We start from the raw sequence: 17,545 nt of genomic DNA on the forward strand, positions 1-17,545 counted from the left end.
TCAGGCCTCCGGGACAAGTTCGATCACGTCGATCGTCGATTCAAATTGCGGGTAAGGAAGCAGCAGCCGCCAGCGCCGCTCGCCGATCCGCTCCACCCAGCCGGCCAGGTCGCGCTCTCGATCGACTCCATATTCGAGGGCCCGCGTCTCATCGCCCAGCACCAGCGTGCCAAGGAACAGCTGGCGCAACTGGTCGGCGGGATAGATGGTGCCGACATGGCGCTGCGACCCGGTCAGCTTGGTGAAGCGCTGAAGCGCGCCCGCAGTCTCGATCCGGCAGCGAAAGGCGGGATAGGCGATATAGTCCAGCTGGCCCAGCGTCTTGGCGCCGACCTTGATGACCCGGCAGCGGTAATCGCCAGAGGGGATAGGCCCGCTGCCAATGGCCGCATCGGGCACCAGCAATGCACCTTCTTTGGCGACTTCGGTCGCATGGCCGGCAGCGCGCGCCTTGGCCAGCGCATCGGTGAAGGCATCGCGCCACTGGCGTAGCCGCTCACGGTCATTGGATGTCGCGACGCTTCGCCAATCGGTGGTCGGCGGTGCGGCCGGCGTGGTCGCGCAGCCCGCAAGGGCGACGATGAGCAAAGGCGCAAGAATTTTCATTTGCAGCAGAGCGTAGCGAAGCATTCGAGCGGTGCAAGCGCCCTCGTCAGGCGGCCGTCCACCCTCCGTCCATACTGAGATTGGCGCCGGTGATCGACGCCGCGCCGTCGCTGGCAAGGTAGAGAGCCAGGCTGGCAACTTCATCGACGGTCACGAAACGCTTGGTCGGCTGGGCGGCGAGGAGGACATCGTTCATAACCTGCTCCCGCGTGAGGCCGCGCGCCTTCATGGTGTCCGGGATCTGTTTTTCGACCAGCTGGGTCCAGACATAGCCGGGCGAGATGCAATTGACCGTAACCCCGTCCCTTGCCGCCTCCAGCGCCACGGTCTTGGTGAAACCGGCGACGCCATGTTTGGCGGCGACATAGGCGCTCTTGTTGGGCGAGGCGACCATGCTGTGCGCGCTGGCGGTGTTGATGATCCGGCCCCAGCCGCGCTCCCGCATGGCGGGGAGGGTCAGGCGGGTGGTGTGGAACACGGCGGTCAAATTGACTCGCAGGATCGCTTCCCACTTGTCGGTCGGGAATTCCGTAACCGGGGACACGAACTGGATACCCGCATTGTTGACCAGGATGTCGGGGGCATGAAGTTCGTGCGCGCAGCGGCGGACCATCGCCTCGATGGCTTCGCAGTCGCCAAGGTCTGCGGCGTCATACAATGCCGGTGCACCCGCCGCCTCCTCCAGCCCCGAGCGGATCGACTCGATCTCGTCGCGATCGCCAAAACCGTTGATCATCAGGCTTGCGCCTTCGGCGGCCATTGCCCTGGCGATCGCAAGTCCAATGCCTGAAGTGGATCCGGTGACCAACGCGACCTTGCCTTGAAGCTTCATGCGATACTCCTTTGGCCACCGCTTCGACCCGGCCGCCGTCAATTGCAACCGTTACGCGGGTGGAGCATTGTCAGCGGTGCGCAAGCAAGGAGAGCAAGATGCGGTTCGACGGCCCCGGCAGCGACAATTTCGAAGACCGGACGGGGGCGGGCGGCGGCGGGCTCAACCTCGGCGGCGGGCTTGGCATGCTGTTGCCGCTCATCGCCTCGCGGTTCGGCATCGTCGGCATCATCATCCTCGGCCTTGGCTATTGCGCGCTGACCCAGCTTGGCGGGGGCGGCGGAATCCTCGGCGGGGGCGGCGGATCGGGCCAGTCGACGCTGCCGACCCAGCAGGCGACCTTCCTGCGCCAGGTCCTGGGATCGACCGAACAGGTCTGGGGTCAGATATTCCAGCAGGCTGGCGCCCAATACCGGCCAACCCGGCTGGTCGCCTATGAAGGCGGGACGCAAACCGCCTGCGGAATGGGCCAGGCGGCGATGGGTCCCTTCTACTGCCCCGGCGACCAACGGATCTACATCGATCCCGATTTCTTTAACGAACTAGCCCGCCGCTTCGGCGCGCCGGGCGACGCTGCGCAGGCCTACGTCATCGCCCATGAAGTCGGCCACCATATCCAGAATCTCGAAGGCACGCTCGACCGTGCCCAGGCCGCGCAGGCCCGGGTCGGCAAGGCTGAGGGCAACCAGGTCCAGGTCGGCGTCGAGCTTCAGGCCGACTGCTACGCCGGCGTCTGGGCGGCACGGTCGGGCGCGCTCGAACAGGGCGACATCGAAGAAGGCATGCGCGCCGCCGAAGCGATCGGCGACGACACGCTGCAGAAGCAGACGCAGGGGCGGGTGGTTCCCGAAAGCTTCACGCACGGAAGCTCGGCGCAGCGGATGGAAGCACTTCGGCGCGGGCTGAGCACGGGAAATCCTGCAAGCTGCAACTACGCGCGCTGATTTAGACAAGGCACGGTCGCATCGAATTGGGTGGTCCGGCGTTGGTGGGATATTCCACTCAACAAGGAGCTAACATGTTCGATTCCGACAAAAATGGCGTGACTGTGCTTAAGACGCTTACCGATACGCTCGGCGACAGCATCAATGGTTACCGGGACGCTGCGACGCACGTCGAGTCCGAGCAGTTTCGTCAGATGTTCATCGAATTGGCTGACAAGCGTTCGACCATCATGGACGATCTACAGGCGGAACTCGGCCGACTGGGCGCCTCGGCCGACCGCGACGGCACCACGCTCGGCCACCTGCACCAGAGTTGGCTCGATTTCAAAGCCGGGCTTACCGGCCGCGATGACAAGGCGGTGATCAACGAAGTCGAACGCGGCGAAGATTATCTGAAGGAAAAGTTCGAGACTGCGCTGAAAAGCGACTCCCTCGATCCGACGGTCCAGGGCGTGATCCAGCGCGCCTATGGATCCGTTCGCGAAGGTCACGACCGGGTGAGCCAGATCAAACATTCGCTCGAAGGCCAGCCCTCCGCCTGAATGTGACGGCCGGCGGCATCGCGGTGCCGCCGGCGCCTTTGCTTAAAGGCGCACCAGCATCTTTCCGGTATTCGCGCCGCTGAACAGGCCGAGGAAGGCGTCGAGCGTCTTGTCCAGCCCCACCATCACCGTATCGCGCGATGTGACCTTTCCGCTGGCGATCCATCCGCCCATGTCGCGGTAAAAGTCGCCCATCTGACTCATATAATCGGTGTAGATGAAGCCCTGCAGGCGGACGCGCATCGCGATAACCCGCATGATATATTTAAGGCAGGTAGGCTGGGCCTCGTTATAGCCCTCGATCATTCCGCAAATGGCGAAGCGCGCGTCCTTGCGGGCGAGCGCCAGCGCCGCGTCGAGATGGTCCCCGCCGACATTGTCGAAATAGACGTCGATGCCCTTCGGCGCGGCCTCGCTGAGCTGCTTCAGTAGCGAACCGGCCTTGTAGTCGACCACCGCGTCGGCGCCGAGCGACGTGACGAAGTCGCACTTGTCCCTGCCGCCGGCCGAACCGATCACCGTCATCCCCTTGGCCTTGGCGATCTGTACCACCGCCGATCCGACCGCGCCCGCGGCCGCCGAAACAAAGACGATATCGCCCTCCTTGGCCGAAGCCGCCTCGAGCAGGCCAAAATAGGCGGTGCCGCCGGTCAGGCCGAGATTGCCAAGGAAGGCCTGTGATTCGACGCCCGGAATTGCGGGCAGCTTGTTGAGACTTGCCGCCGGAAGCACTGCCTCGTCACGCCAACCAGCCATGTGAAGCACTTGGTCGCCGGGCTGGAATGCCGGATCGCGGCTTTCGATCACCTCGCCGACGGCGCCGCCTTCCATCGGGGCATCCAGCGCGAAGGGCGGCACATAGCTTTTCACGTCGTTCATGCGCCCGCGCATGTAGGGATCGACCGAAAGCCAGCGGTTGCGGACATGCACCATGCCTTCAGCGAAGTCGGGCAGGGCAAGGTCCTTCAGGACAATGTCCTCGGTGGTCGGGATTCCCTTGGGGCGCTGCATCAGGTGCCAGGCCTTGGCCATGATCCTCTCCTCGGCATTTTTCCGTCTTTTGTTGAAACCCAACGTTAGGCCTTGCCGCGGACAAACGAAAGGCCCGGCCGCCGGGGAATGCGGCCGGGCCAGAGTGCCCGCTGGCCAATCGGGCACGGAAAGTTAGTAGGTGCCCGAGAAGCTGCGGTTCAGCATGTGCGGGCCGGGCTCGCGGTCGCGATCATTCTCGAACAGGAAGCGGTCGCGGCCCTCGCTAGAGAATTGCTTCTTCGCCTCCTCGGCCGACTTGTCGAGGATGACCCGGTCGCCCTCGACCTTGTCGATCAGTGAGCAGCTGAGCGTGTGGTGGCGCCCGTCCTCACTGTCATCCTTGGTCAGGACGATGCGATCACCGCGAACATGGTCGACCCTGCCGACTGTTTCATTGTCGGATCCGACGACCTCCATATTTTCGCGGACGTTGCTGAGCATCTGGCGCTTAGTCTGGCGGGTGTCTCGCCAGCTTGAAAATTCGCTCTCGAACCGGCTCTGGTTCTCGCGGCGATATTCGTCATAGTCGCGATCGAGCGCGTCGATCTGCCGCCTGCGCCATTCGTCATAGTCGGGGTCGTGCATGCCGGTCGACGCGGCGCCGGTGAAGTTGCTGCGCCGTTCCTCGTCCCAATCGCGATTGGGCGAACGCGACCAGGCGCGCGAACGGTATTGGTCGTCTGATCCATAGTTGCGCTGGCCGGTAAAGCGGCCCGTATAGGGCCGGCGATAGCCTTCGTCGCGATATTTGGGCGAGCGGTCCTGGCGCGAGAAATCATCGTCGCTAAGGAATGCGCCGCGACCATATTCGCGGTCGCGATCGGTGTAGTAACGGTTGCGTTCGGCCCCTGGATGATCGTCGCGGTGGTCCATCCTGCGGCGCCTCTCGGCCTCGTCGTCGCCGAACCAGCTGGCGATCTCATCGCCGGCACGGTCAAGGAAGCCGCGCTCGTCGCGCCAGTCATCGCGGTCATACCGGTCTTGCCGGGACCGTGGATCGCGCCAGCCCCGACGGCTTTCGTATCGATCATAAGTCATGGGATTTTCCTCCTTTAACAACAGTCCCCCGCCGCCCCTGTGAGCTTCAATTGTTCAACGAATTGAAGGGGTCGGCGTTCCGATGCCGACGCCAAAGCGACGGGCTCGGACGACAAGGTGAAAAAGGAAGGGGGAAGGGCGTTGCCAGCCGCTGCAACCGCCGCTATTGGGGCGCCCTGCCAAGGGCGCGGGGCTGTAGCTCAGATGGGAGAGCGCTGCAATCGCACTGCAGAGGTCAGGGGTTCGATTCCCCTCAGCTCCACCAGCCCCTTTCCGGTTCAATTGCCTCCCGTTTCGTCATTCGCGAAGCCGCTTATTGACGGTACCGACCGCACATAACCCGTCCCTCACATCACATCTCGCCAGTTCTAACTTAGTTTAAATCCCTGCGGCGAAAGCGGAGCTATATTGGAACTCCTTGTGTGCAGCGGAAATCCGCTGCTGGCGTACGACGGGGGTGTGACGTGGACGAGCAGTCGATCGAGTATTTCCGCGAGCGGGAGCAAGCCGAGCGCAACGCCGCAAGGAGTGCGGCATGCCACGAAGCCCGGCGTTCGCATGAAGAACTTGCGACTAAATATGCCGCGCTCATCCACCAAGCGGAGACAAGCTCTCCGGAAACCCATCTCAAATCGCTCGGCCTGGCTTCGCACAGATCTTGAGCGAATAGGCCCGCCGTTCTTGGTCGGGACCGAGCAAAGACAGTAGCGGGCCTACGGGCCAATACCTGCATAAACCGATGCCGAAGACCGACGCGGTCGGGCCGGGACTAGCCCGCCCTTTTGGGCCGGTTAGCCAATCCCGGCCTAGCGACATCGGCGCCGCTAGCGGGCTCGGGATAGTCATTGGGGCTGACCTGGCCGACGTTTGGCCGCTCTTCAACAGGCTCGGGTTGCTGGCCGCCGGGGGTCTCGGCCCGCTTGGCCTCATTCTTGCGATTGTCGATCATGCGGGTGAAACGGCTCGACACCCAACATGTTGCAACTCGGCGCAATTCCAGCGCGAACCGTCTAACCTAAGGCAATGACCGGGAACGACTTTCCCGCCTTCGATTTACTGTTTCGCGGCCCGATGGGGCCGAACAGTAACCGGAGTAACTCACATGACAGACCAAAATCGCGAACGCGAAGAACAGAACCGTCAGCGCGAAGAAGGCGGCAACAACCAGCGCCAGGAAGGCACCAACCAGCGCGAAGAAGGCAGCAACCAGCGACAGGAAGCCGGTAACAGCCAGCGCCAGGAAGGCGGAAGCAGCCAGCGCGAGGAAGGCAACCGCGAGCGCGAACGCCAGTAAGTCGTTCCTGCGCGATGGTATCATACGGCCGCACCAGCAATGGGGCGGCCGTTTTTCGAGGGAAGGAAAATATGGCTCGCGACGAAGCGTCTTCATCCATTCCGCAGGCAGTGCGCGACGCCTTGCCCGCACCGGCGGACATCATGCTTACGGGGGAAGTTGGCGACCCGATGGTCAAATCCTTTCTCGATCAACTCGAGAAGGTTCGCGGAAAGGATGGCGACATTGTCGTCTGTTGCACGACCCCGGGCGGCGATGCCGAAATGGCGAGGCGTATCGTCCTGGAGCTCGAACAGCTCAGTTCAAGTGCCACGGCCGAAGTCTATTTCCTGGGAAAGAGCGTCGTCTATTCGGCCGGCGTTTCGATCATGTCGGCCTTTCCATGCTCGCACCGTTTCCTGACCAGGGACACGATGCTCCTGATCCACGGAAGGCAGATGACAGACACGATCGAGATCGATGGACCGATCCGTGCTGCGAAGAAGAGAGTCGAGGCGCTCCTCCACCAGATCGAGGTCGGCATGGAGCTGGAAGTGAGCGGGTTCGAAAGGCTGGTCAGGGGAAGCAGGCTTAGCGTCGATGAACTGCTCGAGAAGGGCGGTAACAACTGGTATTTGAACGCGCAGGAGGCGGTCGAACGAAAACTGGTCGCCGGGATATTGTAGGAACCGGCGATGGCCGAAGCCGCAACGCTCCATCCAGCAATCCCCGGAAGCACCAGCGACCTTGCGGTCCAGCTCTTGCACCGCGCCGATGCCGCCGGCCTGAAACTGGCGGCGGCGGAGAGCTGCACCGGCGGGCTGCTGGCCTCGCTGCTGACTGACGTCGAAGGCTTTGGCCACTGTTTCGACCGGGGTTTCGTCTGCTATTCGGAGGATTCCAAGTGCGAGCAGTTGGGCGTCAGCCCCCGGCTGATCGCGGAACATGACGCGGTAAGCAAATCTGTCGCGATCGCCATGGCCGAAGGCGCGCTCCAAAGGTCCGGCGCCGACATCGCGGTTGCCGTCACCGGCTTTGCCGGGCGCGGCGGCGAAGGCGATGAACCGGGACTGGTGCATTTCGCTTGCGCCCGCCGTTCGGGGGCGACCTGGCATCTTGAAGAACATTTTGGCGACATCGGGCGCGGCGAGGTGCGCCTCAAGACCATTGACCGCGCGCTCAAGCTCATGCTGGACGTGGTAGGTCAGCCCGGTGGGAGCGCCCGTCTCGCCGGTAAGTTACTGCGCTAACTTATGTTAGCGACGGGCGCATAACCTTTGAATGGCCGGAACGAACCTCGTATGTCCCGATGGATCGCTGGCATGCACGCGCCCCGCAGCGAATGAGAGTGTTTTTAGGCTCCCGGCAATTCCTCGGGAGCTTTTTTCATGACTCAATCGCCCGAACATCCGCTCGCTCCGCTGATCCAGAAGCTCGAATATTCCGGACCGCTTTCGAGCGACGACCGCAATGCCATTCTGGCGCTGCCTTACACGCTGAAGTCGTTCGAGCCGCATTCCTACATCGTGCGGCATGGGGACAGGCCGGCCTACTCCTGCCTTCTTCGAAGCGGCTTCGCATTTCGTCACAAGGTGGTCGCCGACGGCGGCAGGCAGATTTGTTCAATCCATATGAAGGGCGACATCGTCGACCTGCAGAATTGCTTGTTGGGCTACGCCGATCACAATGTTCAGGTGCTGACCCACGCCGAAGTTGCCTTAATCCCGTGCAAGGCCGTCCGGGAAATCACGGTTGAACGCCCCGCCGTCGGACTCGCCATGTGGTCCGATACGCTGGTCGACGGCTCGATCTTTCGGGAATGGGTCACCAATGTCGGAAGACGCCAGGCCCGCCGCCGCCTGGCGCACCTGCTTTGCGAATTCTCCCTGCGCCTTGAAGCAGCCGGGCTGGGAGCCCGCGACCATTATGTCTTGCCGATGACGCAGGAACAATTGGCGGACTGCACGGGCCTGACGCCCGTGCACGTCAATCGCACCCTTCGGCAAATGGATCTCGACGGCCTTCTTGAACGGACCAATCGCGCCGTGACTGTCAATGACTGGAAAAGGCTCGCCGAAGTCGGAGATTTCCGGACTGACTATCTTCACCTTCGGGAAGACCAGCTTCAAATAGCCCAATAGTCGACTGTCCGGTCTTGGGCCGGCGGAGGGTCGCATCGTCGTCACGACCAATAAAGCCGCCGCGGGCAGCCTTAAGTGAGTGAAGGCACAAACACTTCATCATGTCGGCGCGTCGCAGGTGAAGGTCGATGAAGCAATGGTTGCGACAGATGACGATATGCGACTGGCCACCTGCCGCAAAAGAGCAAATGATGCTCCGCTCGATGCGGTCCGGTGCATCGTTCTAACATATATTAAGACGGCCTGATCATCCTATCCTATGTTAGCCCATTTCGGGTTTACGAACCGGCCACCAAACTGTTCAGCGACTGCCTGCGGGGCTGAATTCCGGCCCTTGTTTGAGCGGGGCCGGATTTGATTGCCAATACGCGTGATGCGGCGTTTGACTGCGCCCTGGACAAGTTTCTGCATCGCCTGTTGCTCCGTTCGCCCCTGTCCTCGGCCGAACGGAAGGCGGTCCTGTCGTTGCCCGGCAAGGAGTTGCGGACTTCCGCGCACCGGGACATCGTCCGGCCGGGCCATTGCTCGAAATTCTCGAGCCTCGTCGTGGACGGGCTGGCTGGACGTTTCGATCAGCTTGCCAACGGCCATCGCCAAATTACCGCGCTCCATATCGTGGGCGATTTTTGCGACCTCCATTCGGTCGCCGTACCGCAGACGGGATGGGGCATTGAATCGCTGACCGAGACCGTCGTCAGGCTGGTGCCGCACGAGGCCTTGCTTGCGCTGTCCGATTCCTCAATGGCGATCGCGATGGCATTCTGGCGCGACACCGTCGTTGATGCGTCGGTCCTGGCCAAGTGGAACAGCGCGCTTGGCCGGCGAAGTGCCAAGTCGCGCCTTGCCCATTTGCTCTGCGAAATGAGCCTCCGCTTCCAGCAGGCTGGCCTTGGTACAGATAGCGACTTTCATTTCCCGATCACCCAGGCCCAGCTTGCGGATGTGCTGGGGATCACCGCGGTCCATCTGAACCGGACGATGCAGGCGCTTCGCCAGGACGGGCTGCTGACAACGAAGGGCCCGCACTATCATTTGCCGGACCGGGCCCGGCTATGCCGGATTGCCGAATTCGACGACCGCTATCTGCTTTTGACGCGCGGACCGTAGTCCGGGGGACATAGCCGCCGCCTGTTCAGGCCGCCTGCTGTTCCAGTTCTTCGCTCATCTCCAGCCAGCGTGCTTCCGCCGCCTCCAGATCCGCCGCCAATTTGGCGCGCCGGCGGCTGAGTTCGCTGATCGGCAGCTTGGCGAGTTCGGGTTCCGCGCTTGCTGGGTCGGCCATCGCGCGGTCGAGCGCCGAACATTGCGCCGCTAGGCGCGCGCTTGCCGCCTCCGCTTCCGCAACCAGCTTTTTCAGCGAACGGGCATCTGCCGACGCCTTCACTCCGCCCTTGCGATCGGCTTTTGCCGTTTTCCCCTTTTTCTCCGCCTTGGGCCGGTTACGGCCGAGGACGAAGTCGATGTAATCGTCGATGCTGCCGGCATAATCGACCGCCCCTCCATCCTCGACCAGCACCAGCCGATCGGCCGTCAGTTCGACCATGTGGCGATCGTGGCTGATCAGGATGACCGCGCCGTCGAAGCCGTTCAGCGCCTGGACCAGGGCTTCACGGGCGTCGACGTCAAGGTGGTTGGTCGGTTCATCGAGGATCAGCAGATGCGGAGCGTCGCGGGTGATGAGGGCGAGCGCAAGCCGTGCGCGCTCGCCGCCGGAAAGCTTGCTGACCTTCGTCGTCGCCTTTTCGCCCGAAAAACCGAACCGGCCCAATTGGGCGCGGACCGCGCCGGGATTCTTCCCCTCCATCACCCGGGTCATATGCTGGAGCGGGGTGTCGTCCCCATGCAATTCCTCGACCTGATATTGGGTGAAATAGCCGACCTGCATCTTGCCCGAAGAGTTGACCGCACCGTCCATCGGCTTGAGCTGCGCCGCCAGCAACCGGGCAAGGGTGGTCTTCCCGTTGCCATTGCGTCCAAGCAGCGCAATGCGGTCGTCCGGATCGATGCGCAGGTTGAGCCGCTGAAGGACCGGCCGGTCCGAATAGCCCACCGACGCCATGTCGAGCGTAATGAGCGGAGGTTTCAGTTCGGTCGGACTGGGAAAATCGAAGCTGAGGCTCGGGTCGTCCACCAGCGCGGCGATAGGCTGCATCTTCGCCAGCATCTTGGCACGCGACTGCGCCTGCTTGGCCGTCGATGCGCGGGCGCTGTTGCGCGCGATATAATCCTGAAGGCGCGCCCGTTGCGCCTCCTGCGAGGCCTGCGCCGCGGCAAGCTGCGCGGCAAGCTCGGCGCGCCGCTTCTCAAAACTGTCGTAATTGCCGGAATAGACGGCGATCTTGCCACGTTCGAGGTGGAGGATGGTGTCCACGACATTGTTCAGCAAGTCGCGCTCGTGGCTGATTACGATCAGCGTCCCGGCATAGGTTTTGAGGAAATTTTCAAGCCATAGGGTAGCTTCGAGGTCGAGGTGGTTCGACGGTTCGTCGAGCAGCAGCACGTCGGGCGAGGAAAATAGCAGCGCGGCGAGGGCAACGCGCATCTTCCAGCCGCCTGAATAGCTGTCGAGCGGCAGGTTCTGCATCTGCTCGTCGAAGCCGAGGCCGAGGAGGATTCGTCCCGCCCGCGCCGGCGCGCTGTAGGCATCGATTGCGAGCAGTCGATCATGGATGTCCCCGAGACGGTGCGCATCGGTGCAATGCTCGGCCTCGTCCATCAACTGGGCGCGCTCGACATCGGCCGCAAGCACGCTCTCGAACGGGGTAGCGGTGCCGCTCGGCGCTTCCTGCGCGATATAGCCCAGCTTGGTGCGCCGCGACATTTCCACTTCGCCTTCATCGGCCTCGAGCTGGCCGATGATCACCTTCATCAGCGTCGACTTGCCAGCGCCGTTCCGGCCAATCAGCCCGACCTTGCTGCCGGGAGTGATCGCCGCGGTCGCGCGGTCGAGGATGGTGCGCCCGCCAAGGCGCACGGTGATACCGTTGATATTGAGCATGGCGGCGCCTCTAGCCTGCAATCGTGGCAAACCGAAGACGTTTCGGGACGGAAAGAAAGGTCTTCAACGGCCTTCAGTGCATTTCCAGCCGTATCAAGGGGCTTGGCAGCGGCACTGGCGCAGGCCAATGCTGCCGGGGTGTCGCTTGCAGAATTCCTGGACAGCCTCGGTGATTTGGCCCGCGCCAGTCTGTCGACGATCGCCGATCTTGCCTGTGCCGACAAGGGAATGGCGGGCTACGATCCCGTCACCGCGCTCGATACCGCGATCGAGACGACCATCCGCCGGGCGATCTCAAGCCGTTTTCCCGATCACCGGATTTGGGGCGAGGAACAGGGCTGGAGCGGCCCTGCCGCCGGGGCCGAATGGAGCATCGACCCGGTCGATGGGACGCGCGCGCTGGTTTGCGGCCTGCCGAGCTGGAGCGTGCTGGTCGGCCTGATCGAGGACGGCCGGCACGTTGCGGGATTGATCGACCTTCCGGTCCTTGGCGAACGGCTTATCGCAGTGGACGGACAGACCCTTGTGAATGGCCAGCTGGCCCGGGCAAGCGGCTGCCGGCGGCTCGCCGAGGCTCGGCTGGCGACCACCGACCCCTTCCTGTTTGCCGGTGATGAGCGAGCGGGGTTTGAGCGCGTTCTGCGCGCGTCGCGGATGTGCCGCTACGGCCTCGACGCGCTGGCCTATGCGCGGGTATCGACCGGGGACATCGACCTGGTGGTCGAAAACGGGCTGCAACGTCACGATTACGATGCCCTCATTCCCGCGTACGCGGGGCCGGCGGCCATATCGGCGATTGGCGCGGCGGGGATGATTTCGCGCCCGGCCAGATCGTCGCCGCTTCCTCCCAAGAGATTTACGAAGAGGCGGTCGCGTTGCTTTCGGCGTGACGGCGGCGAAGTTCGTCGATCACATCGGCGAGGCTGCTCGACCCAGCCTTGAGCAGAAGCAGCAGGTGTTAAAGGAGGTCGGTCAGGGTCGAGACGCCGCCGGTATAGCGGGCGGCGCCATCGGTCGGCAGGACATCCGACAGTCTCCCGGAGCGCTGCACCGCCATGTGCAGGCGATTGCGGTCGGGACTCATTGCGGCGCGCCAATGCGGTCTAGCAGCAGGCGGTAGCCGCCATGCTCCTCTTGTCGCAGGAAGCGGGCGACGCGGACGATGGTCGTGGTGCTGACCCCGGTTGCCTCGTGGATCTCGCGATAGGTCATTTTCCCTTCGTCGAGCAGGCGCGCCACGTGCCAGCGTTCCGCGAGCGCGTGGATTTCAGCCGGGGTGCACAGGTCGGCGAGCAGGGCGCGGGCCTCGCCCGAATCCTTGAGGCTGGCGAGGGCCTCGGCGAGATCGTCGGCCAGCCTGCGCCGGGCCCGGGTGAGTGTGAGATCAGTTATCTTGTTACATCGTGTTAAAACACTAGAACGAGGCCCATAGGCCCTCGCTAAATGATCCGCAAGCACGAAAGTTGATGATTGACAGGAGGCGTCGGGAGCTGTTCCTTACGTGCATGCGTGAAATGCACCGCCTTGGCCCCATCGATCCGGCCGCGATTCCGTCGCTCGGCTGGTGGTGGCGTTCGCCCGAACGATGGCGCGCGCGCGGCTGATACCTGACTGACAGGACATCTGACCCAAGAGCCCGCCTTTCGAGCGGGTTTTTTATTGTCGCGCTTCGACGGCGCCAATTTTCCAAGGAATTCTGACATGCTTCACGCCGCTATCCAGCCGGAAACCCAGGGCCAGCTTCCACCCGACCTCGGCCCGGTCCCCAATCCCATGCCGCGATTGCTGTGCGGGGAGGACCTTAATGCCGACGATGCCCTTCACCTGTTCGAGCGGCTGGTGCTTGGAAGGCTTGCGCCAGCCGAAATCGCCGGCATGCTGATCGCGCTGCGCATGAAGGGCGAGACGGTCGCCGAGATGACCGGCGCGGCCCGCGCGCTGATCGGCGCGGCGGAGCGCTTCGAGCGGCCCGACTATCTCTACGCCGACTGTTGCGGGACGGGCGGCGACGGATCCGGCTCGATCAATGTGTCCACCGCGACCGCTTTTGTTGCCGTGGCCTGCGGGCTGCCGGTGGCCAAGCATGGCAATCGCTCGGTCAGCAGCCGCTGCGGATCGGCCGACGTGCTCGAAGCGCTTGGCGTCCGGATCGACGTCGACGCGGGCCGGGCGCGCCGGCTACTCGACCAAACCGGATTCTGCTTCCTGTTTGCGCCTCGCTACCATCCGGGGATGAAGCATGCCGCGCTGGTCCGGCGGCAGCTGGCCGTACGCACCGTGATGAACTTGCTGGGTCCCTGCGTGAACCCTGCCCGGCCCCGGGTCCAGCTGCTGGGGGTGGCCGATCCTTCGAAGTTGCGGCCGATCGCTCAGGTGCTGGACGCGATGGGGGTCGAGCGGGCCCTTGTCGTTCATGGCGCGGGCCTCGACGAGGTTGCACTGCATGGGGAAACCCAGGCTGTCCGGCTCGATCGGGGCGCGTTGCACGACCTCAGCATCACGCCCGAACAGGCCGGAATCGCGGCAGCGCCACTGGATGTCGTTGCGGGCGGCGAACCGGCCGAAAATGCGCTGCGCCTGCGCCAGCTGCTTGACGGCGGAGGAAGCGAGGCCGAGCGCAATATCGTGATCCTCAACACCGCCGTCCTGCTGATGAGCGCGGATATGGCGCCGAACTTGCGGGACGGCGCCCGGCTCGCCCGGCAGGCGCTCGAAAAGGGCGCGCCCGGCCGCGTGCTCGATGCCTATATCGCGGGCAGCAATGGCTGACGTTCTCGCCCGGATTGTCGCCCGCAAAAAGGACGAAGTCAGGCAGCGCCGCGTCGCCCTGCCTCCACCGGATCCGTCCCGGCGGTCGTTGAGGGACGCGCTTGCCAAACCCGGTGCCCGGTTCGTTATGGAGGTGAAGCGACGCTCGCCATCGGGACATGTCGGGCGGCATTCTCTTGAACAGGCGGTTGCCGCCTATGCTCCCGTAGCCGACGCCATCAGCGTGCTGACGGACGGGGCGGACTTCGGCGGCTCGCTAGACGACCTTGCTGTCGCGCGATCGCGATTTGATGGCCCTATCCTCGCCAAGGACTTCGTGGTCGAGCCCTTCCAGGTCGCCGAGGCAAGGGCAGCAGGAGCGGATGCCGTGCTTGCGATGTTGTCGGTGCTCGACGACAGCCAGGCGGCAGAGGTCATGGCCGCCGCCCATGGCCTGGCAATGGATGTGCTCGTCGAGGTCCATGACGAAGGGGAACTGGCGCGCGCAATCGGGCTGGGCGCGGAGATAATCGGTATCAACAACCGCGACCTCAAAAGCCTGCGGACCGACTTGGCAGTGACCGAGCGGCTGGCGCCGCTTGTCCCGGCCAACGCCCTGCTGGTGGCGGAATCGGGCATCGCCTCCCATTCCGATGTCCAGCGATTGGCCTCGAACGTCGATGCATTCCTGGTGGGTTCCTCGCTGATGGCCGCGGACGATATCTCCCAGGCCGCCCGGACGCTGGTCCATGGCCGCGTCAAAATTTGCGGGATTACGCGGTTGGAGGATGTCAGCGCAGCCGCTCGGTCCGGTGCGACTCATGTCGGCTTGATTATGGTCCCGCAAACGCCGCGGGCGGCGACGGTCGAGCAGGCCTTGCCCTTGGCGCAGTCGGCGCGGCTCAAGGGACTTGTTGCGGTTGGCGTGTTTCGCGACGCGGAAGCCAATCGCGTGAGCGAAGTTGTGGCGGCGCTGCAGCTCGGCGCGGTCCAGCTGCACGGAAAAGAAAGCGCTGCGCAGGTTGCCGAGCTTCGCGCGCTATTGCCGGACGAAATCGAAATCTGGACCGCCCGGACCGTTGACGGCGACCGCATTGGACCAGCCCGCGCCGCCCATCGAACGCTGTTCGACACGATGATCGATGGACGAAGCGGCGGCACTGGACAGCCGTTCGACTGGAGCGTGCTTGCCGGAGAGCCGGACTTGTCGGCGGCCTTCCTGTCGGGTGGCATCGGCCCCGGCAATGTAGCCGCGGCTGCGCGCGTCGGCGCCTACGGCCTCGACGCATCTTCACGGGTCGAAGCCAGTGCGGGCGTCAAGGACCATGAGCTGCTCGACCGGCTCTTTGCCGAATTGCGCCCGATTTCCCGGAGTCATGCATGAAGCTCGATGGACGTTTCGGCCGCTTTGGCGGCGCCTATGTGCCCGAAATACTGGTTCCCGCGCTGGAACAGCTCGAGGCAGCTTTCCTTGATGCCCAGCAGGACCCCGGCTTCGTCGCGGAACTGGCGGATTTACTGTCCACCTATGCGGGCCGGCCAACGCCACTGACCCGCTGCCGGAATCTGTCGAAGGGCCGGACGCGCATTTACCTCAAGCGGGAGGATCTGCTTCATGGCGGCGCGCACAAGACCAACCAGGTGCTGGCCCAAGGACTACTCGCCCGGCGCATGGGGAAGAAAAGGCTTATCGCGGAGACCGGCGCCGGCCAGCATGGCGTAGCCACTGCGCTGGCCGGCGCCTTGTTCGGGCTTGAAACCTGCATCTACATGGGCGCCGACGATGTCGAGCGCCAGCAGCTCAACGTGTTCCGCATGGAGCTAATGGGTGCGACGGTCATCCCCGTTACCGCGGGCGGGCGGACCTTGAAGGACGCCGTCAACGAGGCGCTTCGCGACTGGACCGCGTCGTTCGACGACACGCATTATCTGCTCGGCACGGTCGCCGGTCCGCATCCCTTCCCGCTGATGGTCCGCGAATTTCAACGGGTGATCGGCAAGGAGGCGCGCGAACAGATATTGGCGATCGAGGGGCGCCTGCCCGACGCAGTCGTCGCCTGTGTCGGCGGCGGATCGAACGCGATCGGCATGTTCAGCGACTTCGTCGGCGACGAAGGCGTGAAGCTGATCGGAGTCGAGGCTGCCGGAAAAGGCCTTGCGGGCCGCGAGCATGGCGCGACCATCCTCAAGGGCCGTCCAGGCATCCTTCATGGCGCGGAGACGCTGCTGTTGCAGGACGCCGACGGACAGGTGGACGATACATGGTCGGTGTCCGCCGGCCTCGATTATCCGGCGGTCGGCCCGGAACATGCCCATCTGAAGGAATCCGGCCGGGCGGAATATGTCGGCATCACCGACGCCGAAGCATTAGACGCCTTCATCGCGCTGGCTCGGGGCGAGGGGATCCTCGGCGCATTCGAAAGCTGCCATGCGCTGGCGCAGGCGCTCAAGCTGGCGGAGCAGGGCGAGGACCAGATCCTGCTCGTCAACCTGTCGGGCCGCGGGGACAAGGACGTCGGCCAGGCCATGAACCTGCTCGCACCGGCGGATCGTGAGGCGGCGCAATGACCCGCTATGAAGCAATGTTCGCGAACTGCCGGACGCGCGGCGAGGGCGTTTTGGGCGGCTTCCTGATGCTTGGCGATCCCGGTCGGGATAGCTGCCTTGCCTATCTCGATGCGCTGGTTGCCGGCGGTTGCGACATGGTCGAAGTCGGCATCCCATTCAGCGACCCGGTCGCCGACGGACCGGTCATCCAGGCCGCGGCGGAGCGGGCGCTCAAGGCCGGCATCAGAACTGCCGATTGCCTGGCAATCATCGCCGAGTTCCGGGCGCGCCATCCGGCCGTCGCAGTCGGCGTGCTGACCTACGCGAACATCGTCGCCGCGCGCGGCACTTCACCCTTTTGCGACCAGCTGGCGCAGGCAGGCGTCGACAGCCTGTTGGTCGCCGATGTGCCGTCGATCGAGGCGGGCCCCTATCAGATCGCGGCCAAGGCCGCCGGCGTCGACCTCGTCATGATCGCCGCGACCAACACGCCCGAGGCGACCTTGCGCAGGATTGCGTCAATCGGATCGGGCTACACTTATTGCGTGGCCCGGGCGGGCGTTACCGGCGCGAGCCATCGGCTGAGCCTGGCCGATCATGGCGAGCTGTTCGCAACGCTGGCCCGCTGCCATGCCGCGCCGCCGATCCTCGGCTTCGGCATCGCGACGCCGGATCATGTCGCCGAGGCCCTGACCTCCGGAGCTGCCGGGGTCATCAGCGGCTCGGCGATTGTCGACATGATCGGCAGGCGCGCCGCTCCCGGCGACGTCCAGCGCTTCGTTGCCGCGCTAAAGGGCGCAACGCGGCCGGCCAAAAAAATAACCGCGAGACTGTAACCTTACGA

21 protein-coding genes and 1 tRNA gene are annotated in these 17,545 nt (G+C 64.0%); 14 read left to right on the forward strand and 8 right to left on the reverse strand.

Translation table 11 applies throughout. The annotated features are described in order from the left end of the window. Positions 1-606: a DUF4893 domain-containing protein gene (locus FMM02_RS08115; RefSeq protein WP_147494371.1), complete on the reverse strand. Its 606-nt coding sequence runs from the start codon at positions 604-606 to the stop codon at positions 1-3. A gap of 46 nt (positions 607-652) precedes the next feature. Continuing rightward, positions 653-1,438 carry a 3-hydroxybutyrate dehydrogenase gene (locus FMM02_RS08120; RefSeq protein WP_147494372.1) on the reverse strand — a complete coding sequence of 262 codons (786 nt, stop codon included), beginning with the start codon at positions 1,436-1,438 and terminating at the stop codon, positions 653-655. Between the two features lie 98 nt (positions 1,439-1,536). Here FMM02_RS08120 and ypfJ point away from each other — a divergent pair, with 98 nt between their 5' ends. Further along, positions 1,537-2,382 (forward strand): KPN_02809 family neutral zinc metallopeptidase, encoded by an 846-nt coding sequence (gene ypfJ / locus FMM02_RS08125; protein WP_147494373.1) that lies wholly within the window; start codon positions 1,537-1,539, stop codon positions 2,380-2,382. Between the two features lie 74 nt (positions 2,383-2,456). Beyond that, positions 2,457-2,924, forward strand: coding sequence for a ferritin-like domain-containing protein (locus FMM02_RS08130; RefSeq protein ID WP_147494374.1), 468 nt, complete (start codon positions 2,457-2,459; stop codon positions 2,922-2,924). Positions 2,925-2,966: 42 nt separating this feature from the next. Here FMM02_RS08130 and FMM02_RS08135 read toward each other — a convergent pair whose 3' ends face one another. Further along, entirely contained in the window at positions 2,967-3,956 is a 990-nt protein-coding gene (locus FMM02_RS08135; RefSeq protein WP_147494375.1) for an NADP-dependent oxidoreductase, read from the reverse strand. 132 nt (positions 3,957-4,088) lie between these two features. Then, entirely contained in the window at positions 4,089-4,994 is a 906-nt protein-coding gene (locus FMM02_RS08140; RefSeq protein ID WP_147494376.1) for a DUF2171 domain-containing protein, read from the reverse strand. Positions 4,995-5,183: 189 nt separating this feature from the next. On the opposite strand from FMM02_RS08140, the gene FMM02_RS08145 reads away from it, so the two are divergent. After that, a tRNA-Ala gene (locus FMM02_RS08145) sits at positions 5,184-5,259 on the forward strand. A 199-nt stretch (positions 5,260-5,458) separates the two neighbouring features. Then, on the forward strand, positions 5,459-5,656 hold the full coding sequence (locus FMM02_RS08150) for a hypothetical protein (RefSeq protein ID WP_147494377.1): 198 nt from the start codon (positions 5,459-5,461) through the stop codon (positions 5,654-5,656). 107 nt (positions 5,657-5,763) lie between these two features. Here FMM02_RS08150 and FMM02_RS08155 read toward each other — a convergent pair whose 3' ends face one another. Beyond that, complete coding sequence (locus tag FMM02_RS08155) at positions 5,764-5,943, reverse strand: hypothetical protein (RefSeq protein ID WP_147494378.1); 180 nt, start codon at positions 5,941-5,943, stop codon at positions 5,764-5,766. A gap of 153 nt (positions 5,944-6,096) precedes the next feature. Here FMM02_RS08155 and FMM02_RS08160 point away from each other — a divergent pair, with 153 nt between their 5' ends. The 5 genes from FMM02_RS08160 to FMM02_RS08180 all read left to right on the forward strand — a co-directional run bounded on the left by FMM02_RS08160 (position 6,097) and on the right by FMM02_RS08180 (position 9,515). Further along, positions 6,097-6,288 carry a hypothetical protein gene (locus FMM02_RS08160; RefSeq protein ID WP_147494379.1) on the forward strand — a complete coding sequence of 64 codons (192 nt, stop codon included), beginning with the start codon at positions 6,097-6,099 and terminating at the stop codon, positions 6,286-6,288. 71 nt (positions 6,289-6,359) lie between these two features. Beyond that, positions 6,360-6,953: an ATP-dependent Clp protease proteolytic subunit gene (locus FMM02_RS08165; RefSeq protein ID WP_187107737.1), complete on the forward strand. Its 594-nt coding sequence runs from the start codon at positions 6,360-6,362 to the stop codon at positions 6,951-6,953. Between the two features lie 9 nt (positions 6,954-6,962). Continuing rightward, on the forward strand, positions 6,963-7,517 hold the full coding sequence (locus FMM02_RS08170) for a CinA family protein (RefSeq protein WP_147494381.1): 555 nt from the start codon (positions 6,963-6,965) through the stop codon (positions 7,515-7,517). A 138-nt stretch (positions 7,518-7,655) separates the two neighbouring features. Continuing rightward, complete coding sequence (locus FMM02_RS08175) at positions 7,656-8,408, forward strand: Crp/Fnr family transcriptional regulator (RefSeq protein WP_147494382.1); 753 nt, start codon at positions 7,656-7,658, stop codon at positions 8,406-8,408. A 417-nt stretch (positions 8,409-8,825) separates the two neighbouring features. Beyond that, a complete protein-coding gene (locus tag FMM02_RS08180; RefSeq protein ID WP_147494383.1) occupies positions 8,826-9,515 on the forward strand; it encodes a Crp/Fnr family transcriptional regulator in 690 nt (229 codons plus the stop codon). A gap of 25 nt (positions 9,516-9,540) precedes the next feature. Here the strand turns inward: FMM02_RS08180 and FMM02_RS08185 are convergent, their stop codons facing one another. Continuing rightward, positions 9,541-11,406, reverse strand: a complete 1,866-nt coding sequence (locus FMM02_RS08185) for an ABC-F family ATP-binding cassette domain-containing protein (protein WP_147494384.1) — start codon at positions 11,404-11,406, stop codon at positions 9,541-9,543. A 102-nt stretch (positions 11,407-11,508) separates the two neighbouring features. On the opposite strand from FMM02_RS08185, the gene FMM02_RS08190 reads away from it, so the two are divergent. Continuing rightward, positions 11,509-12,348 carry an inositol monophosphatase family protein gene (locus tag FMM02_RS08190; protein WP_147494385.1) on the forward strand — a complete coding sequence of 280 codons (840 nt, stop codon included), beginning with the start codon at positions 11,509-11,511 and terminating at the stop codon, positions 12,346-12,348. 16 nt (positions 12,349-12,364) lie between these two features. On the opposite strand, the gene FMM02_RS11455 is transcribed toward FMM02_RS08190, so the two are convergent. After that, entirely contained in the window at positions 12,365-12,490 is a 126-nt protein-coding gene (locus tag FMM02_RS11455) for a hypothetical protein (protein ID WP_281288859.1), read from the reverse strand. Further along, complete coding sequence (locus tag FMM02_RS08195; protein WP_222703809.1) at positions 12,487-12,864, reverse strand: YerC/YecD family TrpR-related protein; 378 nt, start codon at positions 12,862-12,864, stop codon at positions 12,487-12,489. The genes FMM02_RS11455 and FMM02_RS08195 overlap by 4 nt, the downstream gene beginning before the upstream one ends. Before the next feature lie 243 nt (positions 12,865-13,107). Between FMM02_RS08195 and trpD the strand changes: the two genes are divergently transcribed. Genes trpD through trpA form a run of 4 tightly spaced genes read left to right on the forward strand, consistent with a single transcriptional unit; the run spans position 13,108 to position 17,537 of the window. Further along, positions 13,108-14,175, forward strand: coding sequence for an anthranilate phosphoribosyltransferase (trpD, locus tag FMM02_RS08200; RefSeq protein WP_222703810.1), 1,068 nt, complete (start codon positions 13,108-13,110; stop codon positions 14,173-14,175). Continuing rightward, positions 14,168-15,538, forward strand: coding sequence for a bifunctional indole-3-glycerol-phosphate synthase TrpC/phosphoribosylanthranilate isomerase TrpF (gene trpCF, locus FMM02_RS08205; protein ID WP_187107738.1), 1,371 nt, complete (start codon positions 14,168-14,170; stop codon positions 15,536-15,538). The genes trpD and trpCF overlap by 8 nt, the downstream gene beginning before the upstream one ends. After that, complete coding sequence (gene trpB, locus FMM02_RS08210; protein ID WP_147494387.1) at positions 15,535-16,722, forward strand: tryptophan synthase subunit beta; 1,188 nt, start codon at positions 15,535-15,537, stop codon at positions 16,720-16,722. The genes trpCF and trpB overlap by 4 nt, the downstream gene beginning before the upstream one ends. Beyond that, a complete protein-coding gene (trpA, locus tag FMM02_RS08215) occupies positions 16,719-17,537 on the forward strand; it encodes a tryptophan synthase subunit alpha (protein WP_147494388.1) in 819 nt (272 codons plus the stop codon). Before trpB ends, trpA begins: the two co-directional genes overlap by 4 nt. Positions 17,538-17,545 lie beyond the last annotated feature (8 nt).

Origin of the sequence: Sphingomonas xanthus, from assembly GCF_007998985.1 — a bacterium.
GTDB lineage: Bacteria > Pseudomonadota > Alphaproteobacteria > Sphingomonadales > Sphingomonadaceae > Sphingomicrobium > Sphingomicrobium xanthum.

Coding starts and splice junctions, on each gene's coding strand:
- FMM02_RS08160 (WP_147494379.1), top strand. CDS start 6,097: ATGACAGACCAAAATCGCGAACGCGAAGAACAGAACCGTCAGCGCGAA.
- FMM02_RS08120 (WP_147494372.1), bottom strand. CDS start 1,438: ATGAAGCTTCAAGGCAAGGTCGCGTTGGTCACCGGATCCACTTCAGGC.
- trpCF (WP_187107738.1), top strand. CDS start 14,168: ATGGCTGACGTTCTCGCCCGGATTGTCGCCCGCAAAAAGGACGAAGTC.
- FMM02_RS08115 (WP_147494371.1), bottom strand. CDS start 606: ATGAAAATTCTTGCGCCTTTGCTCATCGTCGCCCTTGCGGGCTGCGCG.
- trpA (WP_147494388.1), top strand. CDS start 16,719: ATGACCCGCTATGAAGCAATGTTCGCGAACTGCCGGACGCGCGGCGAG.
- FMM02_RS08170 (WP_147494381.1), top strand. CDS start 6,963: ATGGCCGAAGCCGCAACGCTCCATCCAGCAATCCCCGGAAGCACCAGC.
- FMM02_RS08140 (WP_147494376.1), bottom strand. CDS start 4,994: ATGACTTATGATCGATACGAAAGCCGTCGGGGCTGGCGCGATCCACGG.
- FMM02_RS08135 (WP_147494375.1), bottom strand. CDS start 3,956: ATGGCCAAGGCCTGGCACCTGATGCAGCGCCCCAAGGGAATCCCGACC.
- FMM02_RS11455 (WP_281288859.1), bottom strand. CDS start 12,490: ATGAGTCCCGACCGCAATCGCCTGCACATGGCGGTGCAGCGCTCCGGG.
- FMM02_RS08165 (WP_187107737.1), top strand. CDS start 6,360: ATGGCTCGCGACGAAGCGTCTTCATCCATTCCGCAGGCAGTGCGCGAC.
- FMM02_RS08130 (WP_147494374.1), top strand. CDS start 2,457: ATGTTCGATTCCGACAAAAATGGCGTGACTGTGCTTAAGACGCTTACC.
- FMM02_RS08155 (WP_147494378.1), bottom strand. CDS start 5,943: ATGATCGACAATCGCAAGAATGAGGCCAAGCGGGCCGAGACCCCCGGC.
- trpB (WP_147494387.1), top strand. CDS start 15,535: ATGAAGCTCGATGGACGTTTCGGCCGCTTTGGCGGCGCCTATGTGCCC.
- FMM02_RS08185 (WP_147494384.1), bottom strand. CDS start 11,406: ATGCTCAATATCAACGGTATCACCGTGCGCCTTGGCGGGCGCACCATC.
- trpD (WP_222703810.1), top strand. CDS start 13,108: ATGCTTCACGCCGCTATCCAGCCGGAAACCCAGGGCCAGCTTCCACCC.
- FMM02_RS08175 (WP_147494382.1), top strand. CDS start 7,656: ATGACTCAATCGCCCGAACATCCGCTCGCTCCGCTGATCCAGAAGCTC.
- ypfJ (WP_147494373.1), top strand. CDS start 1,537: ATGCGGTTCGACGGCCCCGGCAGCGACAATTTCGAAGACCGGACGGGG.